Here is a 16,803-nt window from a genome sequence, read left to right on the forward strand (position 1 = left end):
GATTTTACTCCAACACCACTCCCTCATTTAGCACAACTTCGCCTATTACATAAGCGTCTGAGCTTTCTAAAACTTTTCCTACATTAGATGGATCTACCACCATAACTAAGCCCACACCCATATTAAAGCTTCTATACATTTCAGCCTCTTCTACGCTTTGGCCTATTTGGTAAAAAATTTCAGGAGTTTTGAGATGATGTTTTCTGATGATAGCACCTATTCCTCTTGGGAAAACTCTAGGTAAATTCTCTACCAAACCACCGCCTGTTATATGAGCTAGTGCATTAATGAAAGGTTTTAATTTTAAAAAGTCTTTTACGTAAATTCTTGTAGGTTCAAGTAAGATATCGATTAAATTTTTACCATCTAGTTTATCATCAAACTTAAGCTTTTGTACTTCAAATAATACTTTTCTAGCTAAAGAATATCCATTAGAATGAAGTCCACTACTAGGCAAAGCTAGTAAAATATCTCCATTTTTGACAAAATTTCTTCTATCTATCTCATCTTTTTCAGCCATACCTACTGAAAAACCTGCTAAGTCAAAGTCATTGCTATGATACATGCCAGGCATTTCAGCAGTTTCTCCACCTATTAAGGCACAATTTGCTTTTTTACAACCATTAGCAATCCCTGCTACAACCTTTTTAGCTACTTCTACATCTAGTTTTGCAGTTGCATAATAGTCTAAAAAAAACAAAGGTGTAGCAAAATTACAAATTAAATCATTCACGCACATTGCTACTAAGTCCTCACCTATTGTGTCAAATTTTTGACTATCAATAGCAAGGCGTAACTTCGTACCCACCCCATCTGTAGCTGCCAACATAACAGGATTTTTAAAACCACTTGGCATAGCAAAAGCACCAGAAAAAGAGCCTATACCACCTAAAACGTTTTCATTAAAAGTTTCTTTTACTAAAGGCTTGATTGCTTCTACAAAAGCATTACCATTATCTATACTTACGCCCGCATCTTCATAGCTTATATTCATTTATCTTCCTTTAAGAATTTAAAAGGTATTTTAACTAAAAATGTTTTAAGGCTAAATTATGCAAAATGCTTATTTTGTAACTTCAAGTATAGCAGGTGGAAAGTCAAGCTTTATAAAAATAGTTCAAAATTTGGGTTTTGATACTTTAAGCGCAGATGTGATAGCTCATGAGCTTTTAAATGAAAATGCAAATTCTATAGCTAAGCTTTTTAATAATGATGATTTAATCATAGCAGGAAAAATAGATAGAAAAAAACTTGGTGCTATTGTATTTAATGACTTAAATGCCAAAAAAAAGTTAGAAGATTTTTTACATCCTAAAATCAAAGAAGAAATTTTACAAAAAGCTCAAATTTTAGATAAAAACAACAAGGCTTTTTTTATAGAACTGCCTTTATTTTTTGAAAACAATCACTATCAAAATTTAGGAAAAAGTATATTGATTTATACTCCAAAAGAACTTTTACTTCAAAGACTAATGCAAAGAGATAATTTAGATGAAAATGAAGCTTTAAAAAGAATTAATTTACAACTTGATATAGAAGAAAAACTAAAAAAAGCAGATTTTGTGATAAAAAATACTTCAGGTTATGAAAATTTTGAGAAAAATGTGCTAAATTTTTTAAAACACACTTTAAAGGTTGAAAAATGAAATTTTATAAGTACTGTGCTAGCGGGAATGATTTTGTGGTGTTTGCAGATAGCGAAAAGAAAGATCGCAGTGAATTAGCTAGAATTCTTTGTAATCGTTATGAGGGCATAGGCGCTGATGGACTTATAGTGGTAGTGCCTCATGATAGATATGATTTTGAATGGGAATTTTATAATTGTGATGGGAGTAAGGCAAGTATGTGTGGTAATGGATCACGCGCAGCAGCACATTTTGCTCATCATTATTTAAAAAAATCTCAATATTTAAATTTCTTAACCGGTGCAGGACTTATAAAATCTTTTGTTGATGATGATATGGTTGAAATCAAACTTAGCGGGGTAAAGGATATCAAAGAAGCCTTTGAATATAAGGGTAGAATTTGGCAAGGCTGTAATACCGGAGTTCCACATATAGTAACCTTTGTTGATGATTTAAATGAATTTGATGTCAATTTATGCAAAGAAGTGCGTAAAAAATATAATGCAAATGTTAATTTTGCTAAAGTGGAAGATGAAGAGTTTATAAGAGTTAGAACTTATGAGCGCGGGGTGGAAGATGAGACTTTAGCTTGTGGTACGGGCATGGGAGCTTGTTTTTACTTAGCGTATTTAAATCAAAAAGTAAAAGATGATATTTTGGTAAAGCCAAAAAGCAATGAAAGCTTGCATTTTAGATTAGAAGAGGATCAAATATTTTTTAGAGGAAAGGTGAAGTGCTGTTTTGAAGCTGATTATAATTTTACTTAGTAGTGTTTTGTTTTTAAAAGCTGAATTTATAGCAGGTTTTGATGAGCATTATTATGCTTTAAGTATAAAAGAAAAGCGTGAGGTTTTTATAAAAAAAATCAATGCTTTACTAGATGTTTCTTTTAAAGAAATAGAAAAAGAAAAAGAATTTATAGATATTTTTTTTAAGGAAGCTTTAAAGAACAATTTTAGAAAGTTAAATTCTAATGCTGTGCAAAAACTATGGTTTTTAAAAGAAAAATATCGCGTTAAAAATTTATACGATCATAAAGAATACCAAATGCGTATTCAAAAAGTGCCAAAATCTTTAGCTATAGCTCAAGCTATTATTGAAAGTGCAACCGGCACAAGCCGTTTTGCTAAAGAAGCAAATAATTTATTTGGAGAATGGACTTGGGGTGAAAAAGGTTTGATTCCAAAAGAAAGAGGTGAAGGTAAAACGCATAAAATTCGTATATTTGATAGCTTGCAAGAAAGTGTGGATTCGTATTTGCTTAATTTAAATCGCCACGATGCTTATAAAGAATTCAGGGCTTGGCGGTGGAATATTATAAGTGAAAATAAAAAACTTGATGGTAAAGAAGCAGCAAGTCATTTAGAAAAATATTCAGAAATTAAAAGTAATTATACTAAGCTTATTGTTTCTATTATAGAACAACATAATCTTGATGAGTTAGATTAATTACCTAAAGCCCACTCATCAAAAGGTAAAATCATCACGCGCACCCCTTCAATGAAAAACTCATCTCTTTGTGAAAGCGTGATGATATAAATAGTTGAAAGTGCGAGCTGGTTTTTGCTAAGGATTTTTTTGACTTTTAAACTAAGTAAATCTTTATCTTTAAAGGGCGAGCATAAAAATGCATTTTTAAAACTTGGTAAGTAAAAATCAAAATGCTTAGTATAAAAAATTTCTTGCTTGAATTTAAACAACTCGCTTAAAATCAAATTTTCAAACAAAGCACCAAAGTCTTTTTGTATACTTAGAGAATTTTTTAGCGAAAAGTCCCAAAAATATACTTTTTTTAAATTCTTTTCAAGATTTTTAACAAAATACAAAGTGTAGTTTGATTCTAGTTTTTCTATGCTTTTATATAAAGTATCTTTGGAAATTTTTATGGTGTTTTTTAAAGTTTTTAACAATTCATTAACGCTAAATTCGCTCCCAAGTTTTAAGGCAATTTGCTTGAGTATAATTAGTTCTAATGGAGTATAAAAGCTTTTTAGGTATGATGAGTTTGTATTAGAATTATGGTTTAAAATTACATTGCGTCCTGTATGTAAAAAATAACTTACCATAGTTTTGGTGTCAGTGTATTTTTTATTTAAGCTTAAAAATTCTTCAAAGTCTAAATAATCTAAATGAAGTTCTTCAAAATAATCTAAATGAAAATTACTATCACACACGCTAAGTATAATTTGCAAATTAAGATGTTTTAAACTAGTAAAGTCAAAATCGTGAGCAAAATTACACAAAGCTAGAAATTTAATTTGTGGATTATAAGTTAAAAACGAATTTAAATTTACTAAAGCACTTGCTTGAAATTTCAAATCATCACAATCAATAAAAAGTATATTTTCTGCTTTATACAAAGATAAAAAATTTAAGATCAAATTTTTCTTACCACTTGCAAAACCACCTTTTATGATGATGTTTTTATGGGTTTGGATTTGAATTTTTCTTTCATCAAATTTTTGAAATTTTGGGTAATTATCATAAAAAAAATGTAGCGATTTCATAGATTTCTTTATACTAAATGGTGGAGCATAGCGGGTTCGAACCGCTGACCCCAACGCTGCCAGCGTTGTGCTCTCCCAGCTGAGCTAATGCCCCTTTAGATTTTGAAATCATACTATATCTTTTCTTAGATTTTCTTAATGTATAAAAAATCTTATAAATTTTTATAAAATTTAATTTTTATCCTTTTTAAAAGGAAAATAATTAAAAAAAATGTATAAATTTCTTGACATAGCAAAGGCTCTTTTTATATAATCTCAACATCATTTTATATGGTGGTTAGATTCTTATGGGTCTAACGAGTTCTTTACAAAGGAAAAAATATGGAAAGAATCAGGCTTAAGCTAAAAGCTTATGACCACAGAGTTCTAGATCGCACAGTTGCAGCAATTGTAGAAGCTGTTAAAAGAACAGGTGCTGACATCAGAGGTCCAGTACCAATGCCTACAAAAATTAAAAGATACACAGTTTTGAAATCTCCACACATCAATAAAGATTCACGCGAACAATTTGAGATGAGAATTCATGCTCGTATGCTTGATATTGTAGCAGCTACTCCAGATACAGTAGATTCACTCACTAAGCTTGACTTGGCTCCAGAGGTCAATGTTGAAGTAAGAGCTATGGGTAAATAAGGATAGAATATGGAATACATTGTAGAAAAAATTGGTATGAGTAGAACAATCAGCACGCCAAGCATTCCTGTAACCTTACTTAAACTTGTTCAAACTAAAGTATGTGAAGTAGAAAATGGAAAAGCTTTGGTTGCTTATGTAAAAGGCAAAGCAAATAATAAATGCATTGCAGGTCAGCAAAAAAAATACAATCTTTCAGCTGAATATAATAGATTTGCTTCTTTAGAAGTAGCAAACACAGAAGCAGGCGATATTGATCTTAATCCTTTAAAAGAAGCTTCTATTTTAAAAGTAAGCTTTAATTCTAAAGGTAGAGGTTATAGTGGGGTTGTTAAAAGACACGGATTTGCCGGAGGTCCTGCAAGTCACGGTTCAAGATTTCACAGACGTCACGGATCAATCGGTAACCGCGAATGGCCAGGTCGTGTTCAACCAGGTATGAAAATGGCAGGTCATTATGGTAATGTAAAAGTTACTGTTAAAAATGAAGTAGTTTCATTTGATGAAGAAAATGGCATCTTAGTAGTAAAAGGTGCAGTACCAGGATTTAATGGTGCTATGGGTAAAATAAGGATTGCAAAATGAGTAAAGTAACTGTTTTAAATGATAAATTTGAAAAAGCTAGTGAACTCGATCTTCCAGCAAAATATGCAGAAGTTAATCCTCACAACCTTTATTTATATGTAAAATCTTATCTTGCTAGCCTTAGAGCAAACACAGCTCATACTAAAGGTAGAAGCGATGTAAGCGGTGGTGGTAAAAAACCATGGAGACAAAAAGGTCGTGGTGGTGCAAGAGCAGGTTCAACAAGAACGAATGTTTGGGTTGGTGGTGCTGTAGCATTTGGTCCTACAAACAATCGTAATTATTTCCAAAAAGTTAATAAAAAACAAAAACGCTTAGCGCTTGAAAGAGCATTGGCTGATAAAGCACAAAACAATGCATTATTCTCAGTAGATAGTTTAAGCATTGAAAGCGGTAAAACAAAAGATGCAAATGCAGTTATTAAAAAGCTTGGTTTAAAAGATGCTTTAATTGTAAAAGATTTACTAGATGAAAAAACACTTCTTGCTTTTAGAAACTTAGCAAATTGCTATGTAGTTGATATTAGCGAAGTAAATGCTTATTTAGTATCTGTATTTAATGCTGTTATCATTGAAAAAGCAGCGCTTGAATCTATCGTAAAAGAGGGTTAAAATGGCAGATATTACTGATATAAAAACAATACTTTACACTGAAAAAAGCTTAAACCTTCAAGAGCAAGGTGTTGTAGTTATTCAAACTTCTCCAAAAATGACTAAAAATGGTCTAAAAGAAGTTTTAAGAGAATATTTTGGTGTAACTCCAGTAAGAATTAATTCTTTAAAAATGGATGGAAAAATAAAGCGTTTTAGAGGTCGTGAAGGTCAAAGAAATAGCTTTAAAAAATTCTATGTTAAGCTACCAGAAGGTGTGAGCTTAGAAAGTTCGGAGGCATAAGATGGCAATTAAAACTTATAAACCATATACTCCAAGTAGAAGATACATTACAGGTGTAAGCTCTGATGATATCACAGCAAAAGCTAGTGTACGTTCATTACTTGTAAAACTTCCAGCTCATGCAGGTCGTAACAATAATGGTAGAATCACAAGCCGTCATAAAGAAGCAGGTGCTAAAAAACTTTACAGAATTATAGATTTTAAAAGAAGAAAATTTGGTATTGAAGGTAAAGTTGAAGCAATCGAGTATGATCCATACAGAAATTGTCGTATTGCATTAATCTCTTATAGAGATGGTGAAAAAAGATACATCTTACAACCAAAAGGTTTAGGTGTTGGTGATGTTGTTTGTGCTGCTGAAAGCGGACTTGACATTAAACCAGGTAATGCAATGAAATTAAGAAACATCCCAGTGGGTACTATCGTACACAATATCGAGTTAAAACCAGGCAAAGGCGGTCAAATGATCCGTTCAGCAGGTGCTTATGCTCAATTAATGGGTAAAGAAGAAAAATACGTTATCTTAAGACTTGCAAGTGGTGAAATGAGACAAGTTTTAGCTGAATGTATGGCAAGTATTGGTGAAGTTGGTAATGAAGAATGGTCAAACGTGACTATTGGTAAAGCAGGAAGAAATCGCCATAGAGGTATTCGTCCTCAAACAAGAGGTTCTGCGATGAACCCAGTTGATCACCCGCACGGTGGGGGTGAAGGTAAGAAAAATTCAGGCCGTCATCCAGTTACTCCATGGGGTAAACCAACTAAAGGTGCTAAAACTCGCCGTAAAAAAGCTAGCGATAAGCTAATAATTTCAAGAAGAAAAGGAAAGTAAGATGGCTAGGTCACTAAAAAAAGGTCCTTTTGTTGATGACCATGTAATGAAAAAAGTCATCGCTGCTAAAAAAGCTAACGATGGTAAGCCAATTAAAACTTGGTCAAGACGCAGCACTATTATACCTGATATGATAGGTTTAACTTTTAATGTTCATAATGGAAAAAGCTTTATCCCAGTATATGTTACTGAAAATCATATCGGTTACAAATTAGGTGAATTTGCACCTACTAGAACATTTAAGGGTCACAAAGGCTCTGTTCAGAAAAAAATAGGTAAGTAAGGGAGATTTATGAGTAGAGCGTTAATTAAATTCATAAGATTATCTCCAACTAAAGCGAGATTGATTGCTAGAGAAGTTCAAGGTATGAATGCAGAGCTTGCATTAGCTAGTTTGAAATTTATGCCAAATAAAGGTGCTAAATTTATAGCAAATGCTATTTCAAGTGCTGTAGCAAATGGCGGATTTGAAGCAAATGAAGTTATTGTTTCAAGTTGTCGTGTTGATGCTGGTGCGGTTTTAAAAAGATTTAGACCAAGAGCTAGAGGAAGTGCTAGTCGTATTAGAAAGCCAACTTCACACATTTTGGTAGAAGTTAGTAAAGTAGAAGCAAGTGCTGAAAAAACTACAAAAGCTAAAAAAGCATCAGTGAAAAAGGAAAGCTAATATGGGACAAAAAGTAAATCCGATTGGTTTAAGACTAGGAATTAATAGAAATTGGGAATCAAGATGGTTTCCTACAAAAGCTAATTTAGCAGAAAATATTGGTGAAGATTATAAAATCAGAACTTTTTTAAAAAGAAAACTTTATTATGCAGGAATTAGCCAAATTCTTGTAGAAAGAACAGCGAAAAAATTAAGAGTAACTGTTGTAGCTGCAAGACCAGGGATTATTATTGGTAAAAAAGGTAGTGATGTTGATATTTTAAGAAAAGAACTTCAAGATTTAATCAAAAAAGAAGTTAATATCAATATCAAAGAAGAAAGAAAAGCAGGTGCTTCAGCTCAGCTTGCAGCTGAAAGTGTTGCTACTCAACTTGAAAAAAGAATTGCTTTTAGAAGAGCAATGAAAAAAGTAATTCAAGGAGCGCAAAAAGCAGGTGCTAAAGGGATTAAAGTTTCAGTTTCAGGCCGTTTAGGTGGTGCTGAAATGGCAAGAACTGAATGGTACTTAGAAGGTCGTGTTCCACTTCACACTTTAAGAGCAAAAATTGATTACGGTTTTGCAGAAGCACATACTACTTATGGAAATATAGGTATCAAAGTGTGGATCTTCAAAGGTGAAGTTTTACAAAAGGGTGTTCAACCTGAAAAAACCGAAGAAAACGCTCCAGCTAAAAAAACTAGAAGAGCAAGAAGAGGTAAATAATCATGTTAATGCCAAAAAGAACAAAATATCGTAAAATGATGAAAGGGCGTAACAGAGGTTATGCCAACAGAGGGACTGAATTTACTTTTGGTGATTTTGCCCTAAAAGCAACTGAAGCTGGCCGTATCAATTCACGCCAAATCGAAGCAGCTCGTATTGCTTTAACTCGTTTTGTAAAAAGACAAGGTAAAACTTGGATTAGAGTTTTCCCAGATAAACCTCTAACTAAAAAACCTTTAGAAACTCGTATGGGTAAAGGTAAAGGTGCAGTTGAGGAATGGGTAATGAACATTAAACCAGGTCGTATCATTTATGAAATGGCAGGGGTTAATGAAGAAATGGCAAGACAAGCTTTAACTTTAGCGATGCACAAATTGCCATTTAAAACTAAGTTTGTTACAAGAGAGAGCCAAAATGAAATATACTGAGATTAAAGATAAAACAGCAGGTGAGCTTGCAACAATGCTAAAAGAAAAAAAGGTGCTTTTATTTACTTTAAGACAAAAGCTAAAAACAATGCAGCTAACTAATCCTAAAGAGATTAGCGAAGTTAAAAAAGACATCGCTAGAATCAATACTGCAATTAGCGCTTTAAAATAAGGATAGAAAATGGCATTTAAAAGAGAAATTCAAGGCGTTGTTGTTCAAATTGCTGGAGATAAAACAGCAACAATTTTGGTTGAAAGAAAAGTGGTTCACCCAAAATACAGAAAAATCGTAAAACGCTTTAAAAAATATTTAATTCATGATGAAAGAAATGAACTTAAAGTGGGAAATACTGTAGTTGCTATTGAATGTAGACCACTTTCTAAGAGAAAATCATTTCGCTTAAAAACTATAGTATCAGCAGGAGTTGAGTAATGATTCAAAGTTTTACTAGGCTTGCAGTTGCTGATAATAGCGGTGCAAAAGAATTAATGTGTATTAAGGTTTTAGGTGGTAGTAAAAGAAGATACGCTACTGTTGGTGATGTAATCGTTGCATCTGTAAAAAAAGCTCTACCAAATGGTAAAGTTAAAAAAGGTCAAGTAGTAAAAGCAGTTATCGTTAGAACTAAAAAAGAAATTCATAGAGATAATGGTTCTTTAATTCGTTTTGATGAAAATGCAGCAGTTATTCTTGATGCTAAAAGAGAGCCTATCGGAACGCGTATTTTTGGACCAGTAGGTCGTGAAGTAAGATATGGTGGCTTTATGAAAATTGTTTCACTAGCACCGGAGGTGTTGTAATGAAATTAAAAATTAAAAAGAATGATATGGTAAAAGTTATCGCAGGTGATGACAAAGGCAAAACAGGTAAAGTTTTAGCAGTATTCCCTAAAACAAATAAAGTAATTGTTGAGGGTTGTAAAATCGCTAAAAAAGCTGTTAAGCCAAGTGATAAAAATCCAAATGGCGGTTTTATCAACAAAGAAATGCCAATGGATATTTCAAATGTAGCAAAGGCAGGAGAATAAGATGATGAGATTGAAAGAAAAATATACTCAAAATATCAAACCTGCTTTAGTAAAAGAATTTGATATCAAAAATCCTATGCTTATTCCTTTTATTGAAAAAGTTGTAATCAGCGTAGGTGCTGGGGAATTAGCAAAAGATCAAAAAGTATTACAAAATGTTGCAGATACTATTTCATTGATCGCTGGACAAAAAGCAGTTATCACAAAAGCTAAAAAATCAGTTGCTGGTTTTAAAGTGAGAGAAGGCTTCCCAGTAGGTGTAATGGTAACATTAAGAAAAGACAATATGTATGCTTTCTTAGATAAGCTTATTACTATAGCTCTTCCTCGTGTTAAAGACTTTAGAGGTCTTCCAAGAGATGGTTTTGATGGAAGAGGAAACTATAACTTTGGTTTAGATGAGCAGTTAATGTTCCCAGAAGTTGAATATGATAAAATCTTAAGAACTCATGGTATGAACATTTCTATCGTTACAACAGCAAAATCAGATAAAGAGGCACAAAAATTATTAGAATTATTTGGCGTGCCATTTGCAAAAGGAAAGTAATATGGCTAAAAAATCAATGATTGCAAAAGCTGCCCGCAAACCTAAATTTAGCGTTAGAGGGTATACTAGATGCCAAATTTGTGGAAGACCACATTCAGTTTATAGAGATTTTGGGATTTGCAGAGTTTGCTTAAGAAAAATGGCAAATGAAGGTTTAATTCCTGGTCTTAAAAAAGCAAGTTGGTAAGAGGAAAGAACCATGATAAATGATTTAATTTCAGATTCACTAACAAGAATTAGAAATGCAGGGATGAGAAGATTAGAAACTACTCAACTTTTGCATTCTAAAGTTATCGAAGCTTTACTTGGAATTTTCCAAGCTAAAGGCTATATTGAAAGCTTTAATGTTATTGAAGAGGATAAAAAGAAATTCATCAATGTAGTTTTAAAATATGATGAAAAAGGTAAAAGCGTAATTAACGAAGTTAAGCGTATTTCTAAACCTGGTCGTCGTGTTTATAAAGGCAAAGATGAGATCAAAAGATTTAAAAACGGTTATGGTACTATCGTAGTAAGCACTTCAAAAGGTGTTTTAGCTAACGACGAAGCTTACAAAGCAGGCGTTGGTGGCGAAGTTTTATGTACTATTTGGTAAGAGTTTCTACTTTTTATGGTATTCGGTATCCATTCTTATAAAGTAGTCATATCGTAGACAAGTAAAAAGGAAAAATGAATGTCTCGTATAGGTAAACAACCAGTTGCTATTCCAAGTGGAGTAGAAGTAAAATTAGAAGGTAACTTGCTAAAATTCAAAAAAGGAAATTTAGCAAAAGAGCTTGATACAAAAGCAAATGTTAATGTTGAGATTAAAGAAGGACAAATTCTTTTCTCTCCTAAAGGTGAAGATAGACAAAGTAGAGCTTATTGGGGAACTTATAGAGCTTTAGCTCAAAACATCATCATCGGTTTAACTGATGGTTTTAGCAAAACTTTAGAAATCAACGGTGTTGGTTATAAAGCTGCGTTAAAAGGTAAAGTTCTTGAACTTGCTTTAGGTTTTTCTCATCCTATCAACTATGCTATTCCAGAAGGCATAGAAATTACTGTTGATAAAAACAATGTTATTATCAAAGGTAGTGATAAACAAGTGGTAGGTCAAGTTGCTGCTCAAATTCGTGAATTTAGACCACCTGAGCCTTACAAAGGAAAAGGTGTTAAATATTCAGATGAGCGTATTATCCGCAAAGCTGGTAAGACATCTAAGAAGTAAGGATAGAATATGAGAGCAAATGTATTAAAAAGAAAAATATCTTTAAGAATTAAAAGAAAAAAAAGAATTAGAGCAAAAATTTCAGGAACACAAGCTCTTCCAAGAGTTTCTGTTTTCAAATCAAACAGAACTTTATATATCCAAGCTATCGATGATGTTAAAGCAGTAACTTTAGCAGCAGTAGATGGAAGAAAAATTGGTGTTAAAGCAAATAAAGAAGGCGCTAAAAAAATAGCAGCTGAATTTGCAAAAGTTTTAAAAGCTAAAAACATAGAAGAAGCAGTGTTTGATAGAAATGGTTATTTATACCATGGTGTGATTGCAGCATTAGCTGAAGCACTAAGAGAAAACGGAATCAAACTATAACCCAAAAGGAAGATCGATGGAAAAATATAATAGAGAAGAATTTGAAGAAGTAATCGTCGATATCGGCAGGGTTACTAAGGTTGTTAAAGGTGGTAGAAGATTTAGATTTACTGCTTTAGTTATCGTTGGAAATAGAAAAGGTTTAGTTGGTGTGGGCTATGGAAAAGCTAAAGAAGTTCCAGATGCTATAAGAAAAGCAGTTGATGATGCTTTTAAAAACATTGTTGAAGTTAAAACAAAAGGTTCAACTATCCCTCATGATGTAGAAGTAAAATACAACGCAAGTAGAATTTTACTTAAACCAGCAAGCGAAGGTACAGGGGTTATTGCAGGTGGTTCAACACGTCCTATCGTGGAACTTGCAGGTATTAAAGACATTTTAACTAAGTCTTTAGGTTCAAATAATTCAGCAAATGTTGTGCGTGCTACTATCAAAGCACTTACAATGCTTAAAGGATAATCAATGAATTTAACAAAAGCACCAGGTTCAACACATAAAACCAAAAGAATAGGCCGTGGTCAAGGTAGTGGTATGGGTAAAACTTCTACTAAAGGTGGAAAAGGCCAAACTGCTAGAAAAGGTTATAATGAAAAAAGAGGTTTTGAAGGGGGTCAACAACCACTTCAAAGACGCTTACCAAAAGTAGGCTTTACTTCTAAATTTGAAAAACCTTATGTGATTAATGTTGAAAAAATCACAGCAATCAAAGAGCTTAGTGAAATTACATTTGAAACAATCAATAGCATTCATAAGCTTTCAAAAAATGTAAATAAAGTTAAGCTTATTGGGGCAAGCGCTAAAGATCTTGCTAGTAAAATTAAAGACGAGAAGATTACTTTTAGCGGACAAAAATAATGAATAAAACATTGACAAATAAAATTCTCATAACATTGGCTTTTTTATTCGCTTATAGAATATTAGCTTATGTTCCAGTTCCGGGGGTTAATGTCAGTGTTATCAAGGAATTTTTTGATTCTAATGCATCTAACGCATTAGGCTTGTTTAATATGTTTAGCGGGGGTGCTGCTGAAAGACTTAGCATCATCTCTCTAGGCATTATGCCTTATATTACTGCTTCGATTATTATGGAGCTTTTAGCGGCAACTTTTCCTAACATAGGAAAAATGAAAAAAGAACGTGATGGTATGCAAAAATATATGCAAATTATCCGTTATGCTACTATAGCTATCACTTTGATACAAAGTATAGGCGTTTCTATAGGCTTACAAAGTCTTCATGGAAAAGCAGGTCAGTCAGCTATTATGATTGATATGAATACTTTTATCGCACTTTCTGCTGTTTCTATGCTCGCAGGTACCATGCTTTTGATGTGGATAGGTGAGCAAATCACTCAACGTGGTATAGGAAATGGTATTTCTTTAATCATCTTTGGTGGTATTGTTTCTACAATTCCAGGTGCAATTAGTGGAACAGTAAATTTGGTAAATACAGGTGAGATGAATTTCTTGACTATCATTGCCATTTTAGTTGTAATTTTACTTACTATTTGGGCTATTATAGTAGTAGAACTTGGAGAAAGAAGAATTCCTATTTCTTACTCAAGAAAAGTAATCATGCAAAATCAAAACAAACGCATTATGAATTATATACCTATTAAGATCAACTTAAGCGGGGTAATTCCTCCTATTTTTGCAAGTGCGATTTTGATGTTTCCAAGTACTATTTTGCAAACAAGTACAAATGAATATGTGTTAAAGATTTATGACTTTTTAAATCCAAATGGATTTTTCTTTCATTTTTTAACATTCTTACTTGTTATTTTCTTTGCGTATTTTTATGCATCAATTGTATTTAACGCAAAAGATATAGCCGAAAATCTTAAAAGACAAGGTGGTTTCATACCAGGTATTAGACCAGGCGAAGGAACTGCAAATTATCTTAATGAAGTAGCATCAAGACTTACCTTGTCAGGTTCTATTTATTTAGGGCTTGTAGCTACATTACCATGGCTTATTGTGAAGTTGTTTGGTGTGCCTTTTTATTTTGGTGGAACTTCTGTTTTGATCGTAGTTCAAGTAGCGCTTGATACGATGAGGAAAATTGAAGCTCAAATTTATATGAATAAATACCAAACTTTAAGTGCAGTAGGCTTATAAGAAAGTAGATTTTCTACTTTCTTCTCTTTTAAGGATTTTGATGAGACTAGGCGTTTTTGATAGCGGTGTAGGTGGGCTTAGTGTTTTAAAATCTTTACTTCAAGCAAAACTTTTTAAAGAATATATTTACTATGGGGATACTGCAAGAGTGCCTTATGGGGTTAAAGATAAAGAAACTATCATTAAATTTTCTCTAGAAGCTTTAGATTTTTTCAAAGAAAAAAAAGTCGATATGCTTATTATTGCGTGTAATACAGTTAGTGCGCATGCTTTAGAAATTCTAAAAGCAAATGCACCATTTCCAGTTCTTGGAGTTATAGAGGCTGGGGTTTTGGCAGTTAAAAACTCTTTAGAAGATAAAAACTCTAATATATTAGTCATTGCAACCCAAGCTACAGTGGATTCTCATGCTTATAAGCAAGCTTTAGTCAAAGAAGGATTTTTAAAAGTAGAAGAAAAAGCAACGGGACTTTTTGTACCTATGGTAGAAGAAGGGATTTTTCAAGGGGATTTTTTAAAAGCTGCTTTTGAGTATTATTTCAATAAGCTCAAATTTCATCCTAATGCTTTAATCTTAGCATGCACGCATTTTCCTTTAATCGCCCATTCTTTAGCAGAATATTTTGGTAAAAATACAAAACTTATCCATTCAGGTGAGGCTATAGCTTTGCAATTGCAGAAAGAATTTAACTTAACATCAATCCAAGAAGAAGTTAATATTGAATTTTATGCTTCAAGTGATGTAGAAAAACTAAAAAAAATTGCAAATTTATGGCTTTAAGTTAATATTATTTACTAAAGTTATTTTTATATTAATAATTTATTTTTATTTAAATATAGTTGCATTATAATTTTTATCATTTCTAATGAAAGGACTAACATGAAAAAAATGTTAATGTGTGCAGCTATGGCACTAAGTTTAGGAGCAGGAATTTTGGAAGCAAAACCAAAAATTGCAATTTTAGCTACAGGTGGAACTATCGCTGGTTCGATTGATAGCTCAGTAGCAACTACAGGTTATACAGCCGGAGTTTTGGGGGTTGATACTTTGATTAAAGCAGTACCTCAAATTCAAGATTTGGCAGTAATTAGTGGGGATCAAATTGCTAATATTGATAGCAAAGATATGACAAATGAAATTTGGCTAAAACTTGCTAAAGAAGTTAATAGGCTTTTAAAATCTGATGTAGATGGAGTTGTAATTACTCATGGTACTGATACCATGGAAGAAACTGCATATTTCCTAAATTTAACCGTAAAAAGTGACAAACCTGTTGTTTTAGTTGGTGCAATGCGCCCATCAACTGCAATTAGTGCAGATGGTCCTAAAAATCTTTACAATGCTGTAGCATTAGCAGCAAACCCTGAGGCAAAAAATAAAGGTGTAATGGTGGCTATGAATGATAGAATTCAAAGTGCTAGAGGCGTTATGAAAACTCATAGTTTAAATGTAAATGCATTTAGCTCACCAGATATGGGCGATATGGGTTACATAGTAGATGGAAAAGCATTTTTCTATAATACTAATACAAAATTACACACCAAAAAATCTCCATTTGATGTTAGCAAGCTAAAAGAATTACCAAAAGTAGATATTCTTTATAGTTATGCAAATGATGGTAGCGGTGTTGCAGCAAAAGCTTTGTTTGAAAATGGAACTAAAGGTATAGTTGTAGCTGGAACAGGTGCTGGTAGTATTCATGATTATCAAAAAGATGTGTTAAAAGAATTGCTTAAAAAAGGTCTTAATGTAGCGGTAAGCTCACGCGTAGTAGCTGGTAGAGTTGCAGTAAGTGATGCTGATGCAAAACTTGGTTTTATTGATACAGGCGATATGAGCCCTCAAAAAGCTAGAGTATTATTAATGCTTGCTCTAACTAAAACAAGTGATCCTAAGAAAATTCAAGAATATTTCTTAAAATACTAAAATCTTTAACACCCAAATGCTACAATAACATTTGGGTGGATTTCTTACAAAATCTACCTATAATTAATCACAAGGATATTAAATGAGACAATATGAAAGCTATAAATGCCAAAAATGTGGCAATGAAGTGGAAGTGCAAAATGTAGGCGGTGGAAAGCTTAGTTGTTGTGGTCAAGAAATGGAGTGTATCACTAAAGATTTAACAGCTATAAATTTAATGAAAGCTTTTGCAGGCGAGTCTATGGCAAGAAACAAATATGATTTATTTGCAGATATTGCTCAAGAAGAAGGTTGGCATGCTATTGCAAAGCATTTTAGAGAAGCTGCAGAAAATGAAAAATGGCACGCAAGAGCTGAGTTTAAAGCTTATCATGAATTAGTAGATGGTAAAGCTTTAGAAGAAACTGCTAAAAATTTAATTTGTGCAGCAGAAGGTGAAAATTATGAGCATACTACTATGTATCCAAATTTTGCAAAAATTGCAGAAGATGAGGGTAAAAGAAATATAGCAAGATTATTTACAGCTATAGGTAAAGTAGAAATTGAACATGAAAGAGAATATTTAGCACTTAAAAAAATGCTCGAAGAAGAAGATTTCTTTAATTCAGAAGTAGAAGAATTATGGGTTTGTGAAGTTTGTGGGCATATACACCGTGGCAAAAAAGCACCAAATGCCTGTCCTTTATGTAAAGCTCCTAAAGAATACTTCAAACGCGAATTTTTAGGATAATTT

Annotated in this window: 29 protein-coding genes and 1 tRNA gene; 27 read left to right on the plus strand and 3 right to left on the minus strand. The window is 32.7% G+C overall.

The features are described 5' to 3' along the window. Positions 1–4 precede the first annotated feature (4 nt). Complete coding sequence (gene purM, locus CAMP5060_RS02285; protein ID WP_214135743.1) at positions 5–994, minus strand: phosphoribosylformylglycinamidine cyclo-ligase; 990 nt, start codon at positions 992–994, stop codon at positions 5–7. Positions 995–1,052: 58 nt separating this feature from the next. On the opposite strand from purM, the gene coaE reads away from it, so the two are divergent. From coaE to CAMP5060_RS02300, 3 genes are read left to right on the plus strand one after another with little or no spacing between them, the layout of a single operon-like run. Continuing rightward, positions 1,053–1,646, plus strand: a complete 594-nt coding sequence (gene coaE, locus CAMP5060_RS02290) for a dephospho-CoA kinase (protein ID WP_087700798.1) — start codon at positions 1,053–1,055, stop codon at positions 1,644–1,646. After that, on the plus strand, positions 1,643–2,392 hold the full coding sequence (dapF, locus tag CAMP5060_RS02295; RefSeq protein WP_214100135.1) for a diaminopimelate epimerase: 750 nt from the start codon (positions 1,643–1,645) through the stop codon (positions 2,390–2,392). Before coaE ends, dapF begins: the two co-directional genes overlap by 4 nt. Further along, positions 2,367–3,074 (plus strand): glucosaminidase domain-containing protein, encoded by a 708-nt coding sequence (locus CAMP5060_RS02300; protein WP_214135744.1) that lies wholly within the window; start codon positions 2,367–2,369, stop codon positions 3,072–3,074. The genes dapF and CAMP5060_RS02300 overlap by 26 nt, the downstream gene beginning before the upstream one ends. On the opposite strand, the gene CAMP5060_RS02305 is transcribed toward CAMP5060_RS02300, so the two are convergent. Further along, on the minus strand, positions 3,071–4,132 hold the full coding sequence (locus CAMP5060_RS02305) for an ATP-binding protein (RefSeq protein ID WP_214135745.1): 1,062 nt from the start codon (positions 4,130–4,132) through the stop codon (positions 3,071–3,073). The two genes, CAMP5060_RS02300 and CAMP5060_RS02305, sit on opposite strands and share 4 nt — an antisense overlap. 18 nt (positions 4,133–4,150) lie before the next feature. Next, positions 4,151–4,226 (minus strand) — tRNA-Ala (locus tag CAMP5060_RS02310). Positions 4,227–4,453: 227 nt separating this feature from the next. Here CAMP5060_RS02310 and rpsJ point away from each other — a divergent pair. The 24 genes from rpsJ (at position 4,454) to CAMP5060_RS02430 (ending at position 16,800) form a co-directional block, all read left to right on the plus strand. After that, positions 4,454–4,765, plus strand: coding sequence for a 30S ribosomal protein S10 (rpsJ, locus tag CAMP5060_RS02315; RefSeq protein WP_012660810.1), 312 nt, complete (start codon positions 4,454–4,456; stop codon positions 4,763–4,765). 9 nt (positions 4,766–4,774) lie between these two features. After that, entirely contained in the window at positions 4,775–5,350 is a 576-nt protein-coding gene (gene rplC / locus CAMP5060_RS02320; RefSeq protein WP_012660811.1) for a 50S ribosomal protein L3, read from the plus strand. Then, positions 5,347–5,961 (plus strand): 50S ribosomal protein L4, encoded by a 615-nt coding sequence (gene rplD / locus CAMP5060_RS02325; RefSeq protein ID WP_039617137.1) that lies wholly within the window; start codon positions 5,347–5,349, stop codon positions 5,959–5,961. The genes rplC and rplD overlap by 4 nt, the downstream gene beginning before the upstream one ends. Before the next feature lies 1 nt (position 5,962). After that, positions 5,963–6,244, plus strand: a complete 282-nt coding sequence (locus CAMP5060_RS02330) for a 50S ribosomal protein L23 (RefSeq protein ID WP_012660813.1) — start codon at positions 5,963–5,965, stop codon at positions 6,242–6,244. 1 nt (position 6,245) lies between these two features. Next, the gene (gene rplB / locus CAMP5060_RS02335) at positions 6,246–7,076 is read left to right on the plus strand and encodes a 50S ribosomal protein L2 (RefSeq protein WP_087700794.1); all 831 of its coding nucleotides are present in this window, start codon (positions 6,246–6,248) and stop codon (positions 7,074–7,076) included. A gap of 1 nt (position 7,077) precedes the next feature. Next, the gene (gene rpsS / locus CAMP5060_RS02340; protein WP_039617142.1) at positions 7,078–7,359 is read left to right on the plus strand and encodes a 30S ribosomal protein S19; all 282 of its coding nucleotides are present in this window, start codon (positions 7,078–7,080) and stop codon (positions 7,357–7,359) included. 9 nt (positions 7,360–7,368) lie between these two features. Continuing rightward, positions 7,369–7,743, plus strand: coding sequence for a 50S ribosomal protein L22 (gene rplV / locus CAMP5060_RS02345; RefSeq protein ID WP_087700793.1), 375 nt, complete (start codon positions 7,369–7,371; stop codon positions 7,741–7,743). Between the two features lies 1 nt (position 7,744). After that, the gene (gene rpsC, locus CAMP5060_RS02350; RefSeq protein ID WP_039617145.1) at positions 7,745–8,446 is read left to right on the plus strand and encodes a 30S ribosomal protein S3; all 702 of its coding nucleotides are present in this window, start codon (positions 7,745–7,747) and stop codon (positions 8,444–8,446) included. 2 nt (positions 8,447–8,448) lie between these two features. Then, positions 8,449–8,874, plus strand: coding sequence for a 50S ribosomal protein L16 (gene rplP, locus CAMP5060_RS02355; protein ID WP_012660818.1), 426 nt, complete (start codon positions 8,449–8,451; stop codon positions 8,872–8,874). Continuing rightward, positions 8,861–9,046, plus strand: coding sequence for a 50S ribosomal protein L29 (gene rpmC, locus CAMP5060_RS02360; RefSeq protein WP_012660819.1), 186 nt, complete (start codon positions 8,861–8,863; stop codon positions 9,044–9,046). Before rplP ends, rpmC begins: the two co-directional genes overlap by 14 nt. A 9-nt stretch (positions 9,047–9,055) precedes the next feature. Then, positions 9,056–9,307: a 30S ribosomal protein S17 gene (gene rpsQ / locus CAMP5060_RS02365; RefSeq protein WP_039617148.1), complete on the plus strand. Its 252-nt coding sequence runs from the start codon at positions 9,056–9,058 to the stop codon at positions 9,305–9,307. Further along, the gene (rplN, locus tag CAMP5060_RS02370) at positions 9,307–9,675 is read left to right on the plus strand and encodes a 50S ribosomal protein L14 (protein ID WP_012660821.1); all 369 of its coding nucleotides are present in this window, start codon (positions 9,307–9,309) and stop codon (positions 9,673–9,675) included. Before rpsQ ends, rplN begins: the two co-directional genes overlap by 1 nt. Beyond that, on the plus strand, positions 9,675–9,902 hold the full coding sequence (gene rplX, locus CAMP5060_RS02375) for a 50S ribosomal protein L24 (RefSeq protein ID WP_012660822.1): 228 nt from the start codon (positions 9,675–9,677) through the stop codon (positions 9,900–9,902). Before rplN ends, rplX begins: the two co-directional genes overlap by 1 nt. Before the next feature lies 1 nt (position 9,903). Further along, positions 9,904–10,449: a 50S ribosomal protein L5 gene (gene rplE / locus CAMP5060_RS02380; RefSeq protein WP_012660823.1), complete on the plus strand. Its 546-nt coding sequence runs from the start codon at positions 9,904–9,906 to the stop codon at positions 10,447–10,449. Position 10,450: 1 nt separating this feature from the next. Beyond that, a complete protein-coding gene (locus tag CAMP5060_RS02385) occupies positions 10,451–10,636 on the plus strand; it encodes a type Z 30S ribosomal protein S14 (RefSeq protein ID WP_012660824.1) in 186 nt (61 codons plus the stop codon). Between the two features lie 12 nt (positions 10,637–10,648). Next, complete coding sequence (rpsH, locus tag CAMP5060_RS02390; RefSeq protein WP_039617152.1) at positions 10,649–11,044, plus strand: 30S ribosomal protein S8; 396 nt, start codon at positions 10,649–10,651, stop codon at positions 11,042–11,044. 78 nt (positions 11,045–11,122) lie between these two features. Next, complete coding sequence (gene rplF / locus CAMP5060_RS02395) at positions 11,123–11,659, plus strand: 50S ribosomal protein L6 (RefSeq protein WP_039617154.1); 537 nt, start codon at positions 11,123–11,125, stop codon at positions 11,657–11,659. A 9-nt stretch (positions 11,660–11,668) separates the two neighbouring features. Beyond that, positions 11,669–12,025, plus strand: a complete 357-nt coding sequence (rplR, locus tag CAMP5060_RS02400; RefSeq protein WP_039617157.1) for a 50S ribosomal protein L18 — start codon at positions 11,669–11,671, stop codon at positions 12,023–12,025. Between the two features lie 16 nt (positions 12,026–12,041). After that, positions 12,042–12,485, plus strand: coding sequence for a 30S ribosomal protein S5 (gene rpsE, locus CAMP5060_RS02405; protein WP_039617161.1), 444 nt, complete (start codon positions 12,042–12,044; stop codon positions 12,483–12,485). 3 nt (positions 12,486–12,488) lie between these two features. Then, positions 12,489–12,881, plus strand: coding sequence for a 50S ribosomal protein L15 (gene rplO, locus CAMP5060_RS02410; protein ID WP_039617163.1), 393 nt, complete (start codon positions 12,489–12,491; stop codon positions 12,879–12,881). After that, positions 12,881–14,143, plus strand: a complete 1,263-nt coding sequence (gene secY, locus CAMP5060_RS02415; protein ID WP_047207857.1) for a preprotein translocase subunit SecY — start codon at positions 12,881–12,883, stop codon at positions 14,141–14,143. Before rplO ends, secY begins: the two co-directional genes overlap by 1 nt. Before the next feature lie 40 nt (positions 14,144–14,183). Further along, positions 14,184–14,924 (plus strand): glutamate racemase, encoded by a 741-nt coding sequence (gene murI / locus CAMP5060_RS02420; RefSeq protein WP_214135746.1) that lies wholly within the window; start codon positions 14,184–14,186, stop codon positions 14,922–14,924. 114 nt (positions 14,925–15,038) lie between these two features. Continuing rightward, a complete protein-coding gene (locus CAMP5060_RS02425) occupies positions 15,039–16,070 on the plus strand; it encodes a type II asparaginase (RefSeq protein WP_261529926.1) in 1,032 nt (343 codons plus the stop codon). Positions 16,071–16,152: 82 nt separating this feature from the next. Beyond that, a complete protein-coding gene (locus tag CAMP5060_RS02430; protein ID WP_087700790.1) occupies positions 16,153–16,800 on the plus strand; it encodes a ferritin family protein in 648 nt (215 codons plus the stop codon). Positions 16,801–16,803: the final 3 nt, after the last annotated feature.

It is taken from the genome of Campylobacter sp. 1569 (assembly GCF_024723675.1).
In the GTDB taxonomy this organism is placed as follows: Bacteria; Campylobacterota; Campylobacteria; order Campylobacterales; family Campylobacteraceae; genus Campylobacter_D; species Campylobacter_D jejuni_C.

Coding starts and splice junctions, on each gene's coding strand:
- purM (WP_214135743.1), bottom strand. CDS start 994: ATGAATATAAGCTATGAAGATGCGGGCGTAAGTATAGATAATGGTAAT.
- coaE (WP_087700798.1), top strand. CDS start 1,053: ATGCAAAATGCTTATTTTGTAACTTCAAGTATAGCAGGTGGAAAGTCA.
- dapF (WP_214100135.1), top strand. CDS start 1,643: ATGAAATTTTATAAGTACTGTGCTAGCGGGAATGATTTTGTGGTGTTT.
- CAMP5060_RS02305 (WP_214135745.1), bottom strand. CDS start 4,132: ATGAAATCGCTACATTTTTTTTATGATAATTACCCAAAATTTCAAAAA.
- rpsJ (WP_012660810.1), top strand. CDS start 4,454: ATGGAAAGAATCAGGCTTAAGCTAAAAGCTTATGACCACAGAGTTCTA.
- rplC (WP_012660811.1), top strand. CDS start 4,775: ATGGAATACATTGTAGAAAAAATTGGTATGAGTAGAACAATCAGCACG.
- rplD (WP_039617137.1), top strand. CDS start 5,347: ATGAGTAAAGTAACTGTTTTAAATGATAAATTTGAAAAAGCTAGTGAA.
- CAMP5060_RS02330 (WP_012660813.1), top strand. CDS start 5,963: ATGGCAGATATTACTGATATAAAAACAATACTTTACACTGAAAAAAGC.
- rplB (WP_087700794.1), top strand. CDS start 6,246: ATGGCAATTAAAACTTATAAACCATATACTCCAAGTAGAAGATACATT.
- rpsS (WP_039617142.1), top strand. CDS start 7,078: ATGGCTAGGTCACTAAAAAAAGGTCCTTTTGTTGATGACCATGTAATG.
- rplV (WP_087700793.1), top strand. CDS start 7,369: ATGAGTAGAGCGTTAATTAAATTCATAAGATTATCTCCAACTAAAGCG.
- rpsC (WP_039617145.1), top strand. CDS start 7,745: ATGGGACAAAAAGTAAATCCGATTGGTTTAAGACTAGGAATTAATAGA.
- rplP (WP_012660818.1), top strand. CDS start 8,449: ATGTTAATGCCAAAAAGAACAAAATATCGTAAAATGATGAAAGGGCGT.
- rpmC (WP_012660819.1), top strand. CDS start 8,861: ATGAAATATACTGAGATTAAAGATAAAACAGCAGGTGAGCTTGCAACA.
- rpsQ (WP_039617148.1), top strand. CDS start 9,056: ATGGCATTTAAAAGAGAAATTCAAGGCGTTGTTGTTCAAATTGCTGGA.
- rplN (WP_012660821.1), top strand. CDS start 9,307: ATGATTCAAAGTTTTACTAGGCTTGCAGTTGCTGATAATAGCGGTGCA.
- rplX (WP_012660822.1), top strand. CDS start 9,675: ATGAAATTAAAAATTAAAAAGAATGATATGGTAAAAGTTATCGCAGGT.
- rplE (WP_012660823.1), top strand. CDS start 9,904: ATGATGAGATTGAAAGAAAAATATACTCAAAATATCAAACCTGCTTTA.
- CAMP5060_RS02385 (WP_012660824.1), top strand. CDS start 10,451: ATGGCTAAAAAATCAATGATTGCAAAAGCTGCCCGCAAACCTAAATTT.
- rpsH (WP_039617152.1), top strand. CDS start 10,649: ATGATAAATGATTTAATTTCAGATTCACTAACAAGAATTAGAAATGCA.
- rplF (WP_039617154.1), top strand. CDS start 11,123: ATGTCTCGTATAGGTAAACAACCAGTTGCTATTCCAAGTGGAGTAGAA.
- rplR (WP_039617157.1), top strand. CDS start 11,669: ATGAGAGCAAATGTATTAAAAAGAAAAATATCTTTAAGAATTAAAAGA.
- rpsE (WP_039617161.1), top strand. CDS start 12,042: ATGGAAAAATATAATAGAGAAGAATTTGAAGAAGTAATCGTCGATATC.
- rplO (WP_039617163.1), top strand. CDS start 12,489: ATGAATTTAACAAAAGCACCAGGTTCAACACATAAAACCAAAAGAATA.
- secY (WP_047207857.1), top strand. CDS start 12,881: ATGAATAAAACATTGACAAATAAAATTCTCATAACATTGGCTTTTTTA.
- murI (WP_214135746.1), top strand. CDS start 14,184: ATGAGACTAGGCGTTTTTGATAGCGGTGTAGGTGGGCTTAGTGTTTTA.
- CAMP5060_RS02425 (WP_261529926.1), top strand. CDS start 15,039: ATGTGTGCAGCTATGGCACTAAGTTTAGGAGCAGGAATTTTGGAAGCA.
- CAMP5060_RS02430 (WP_087700790.1), top strand. CDS start 16,153: ATGAGACAATATGAAAGCTATAAATGCCAAAAATGTGGCAATGAAGTG.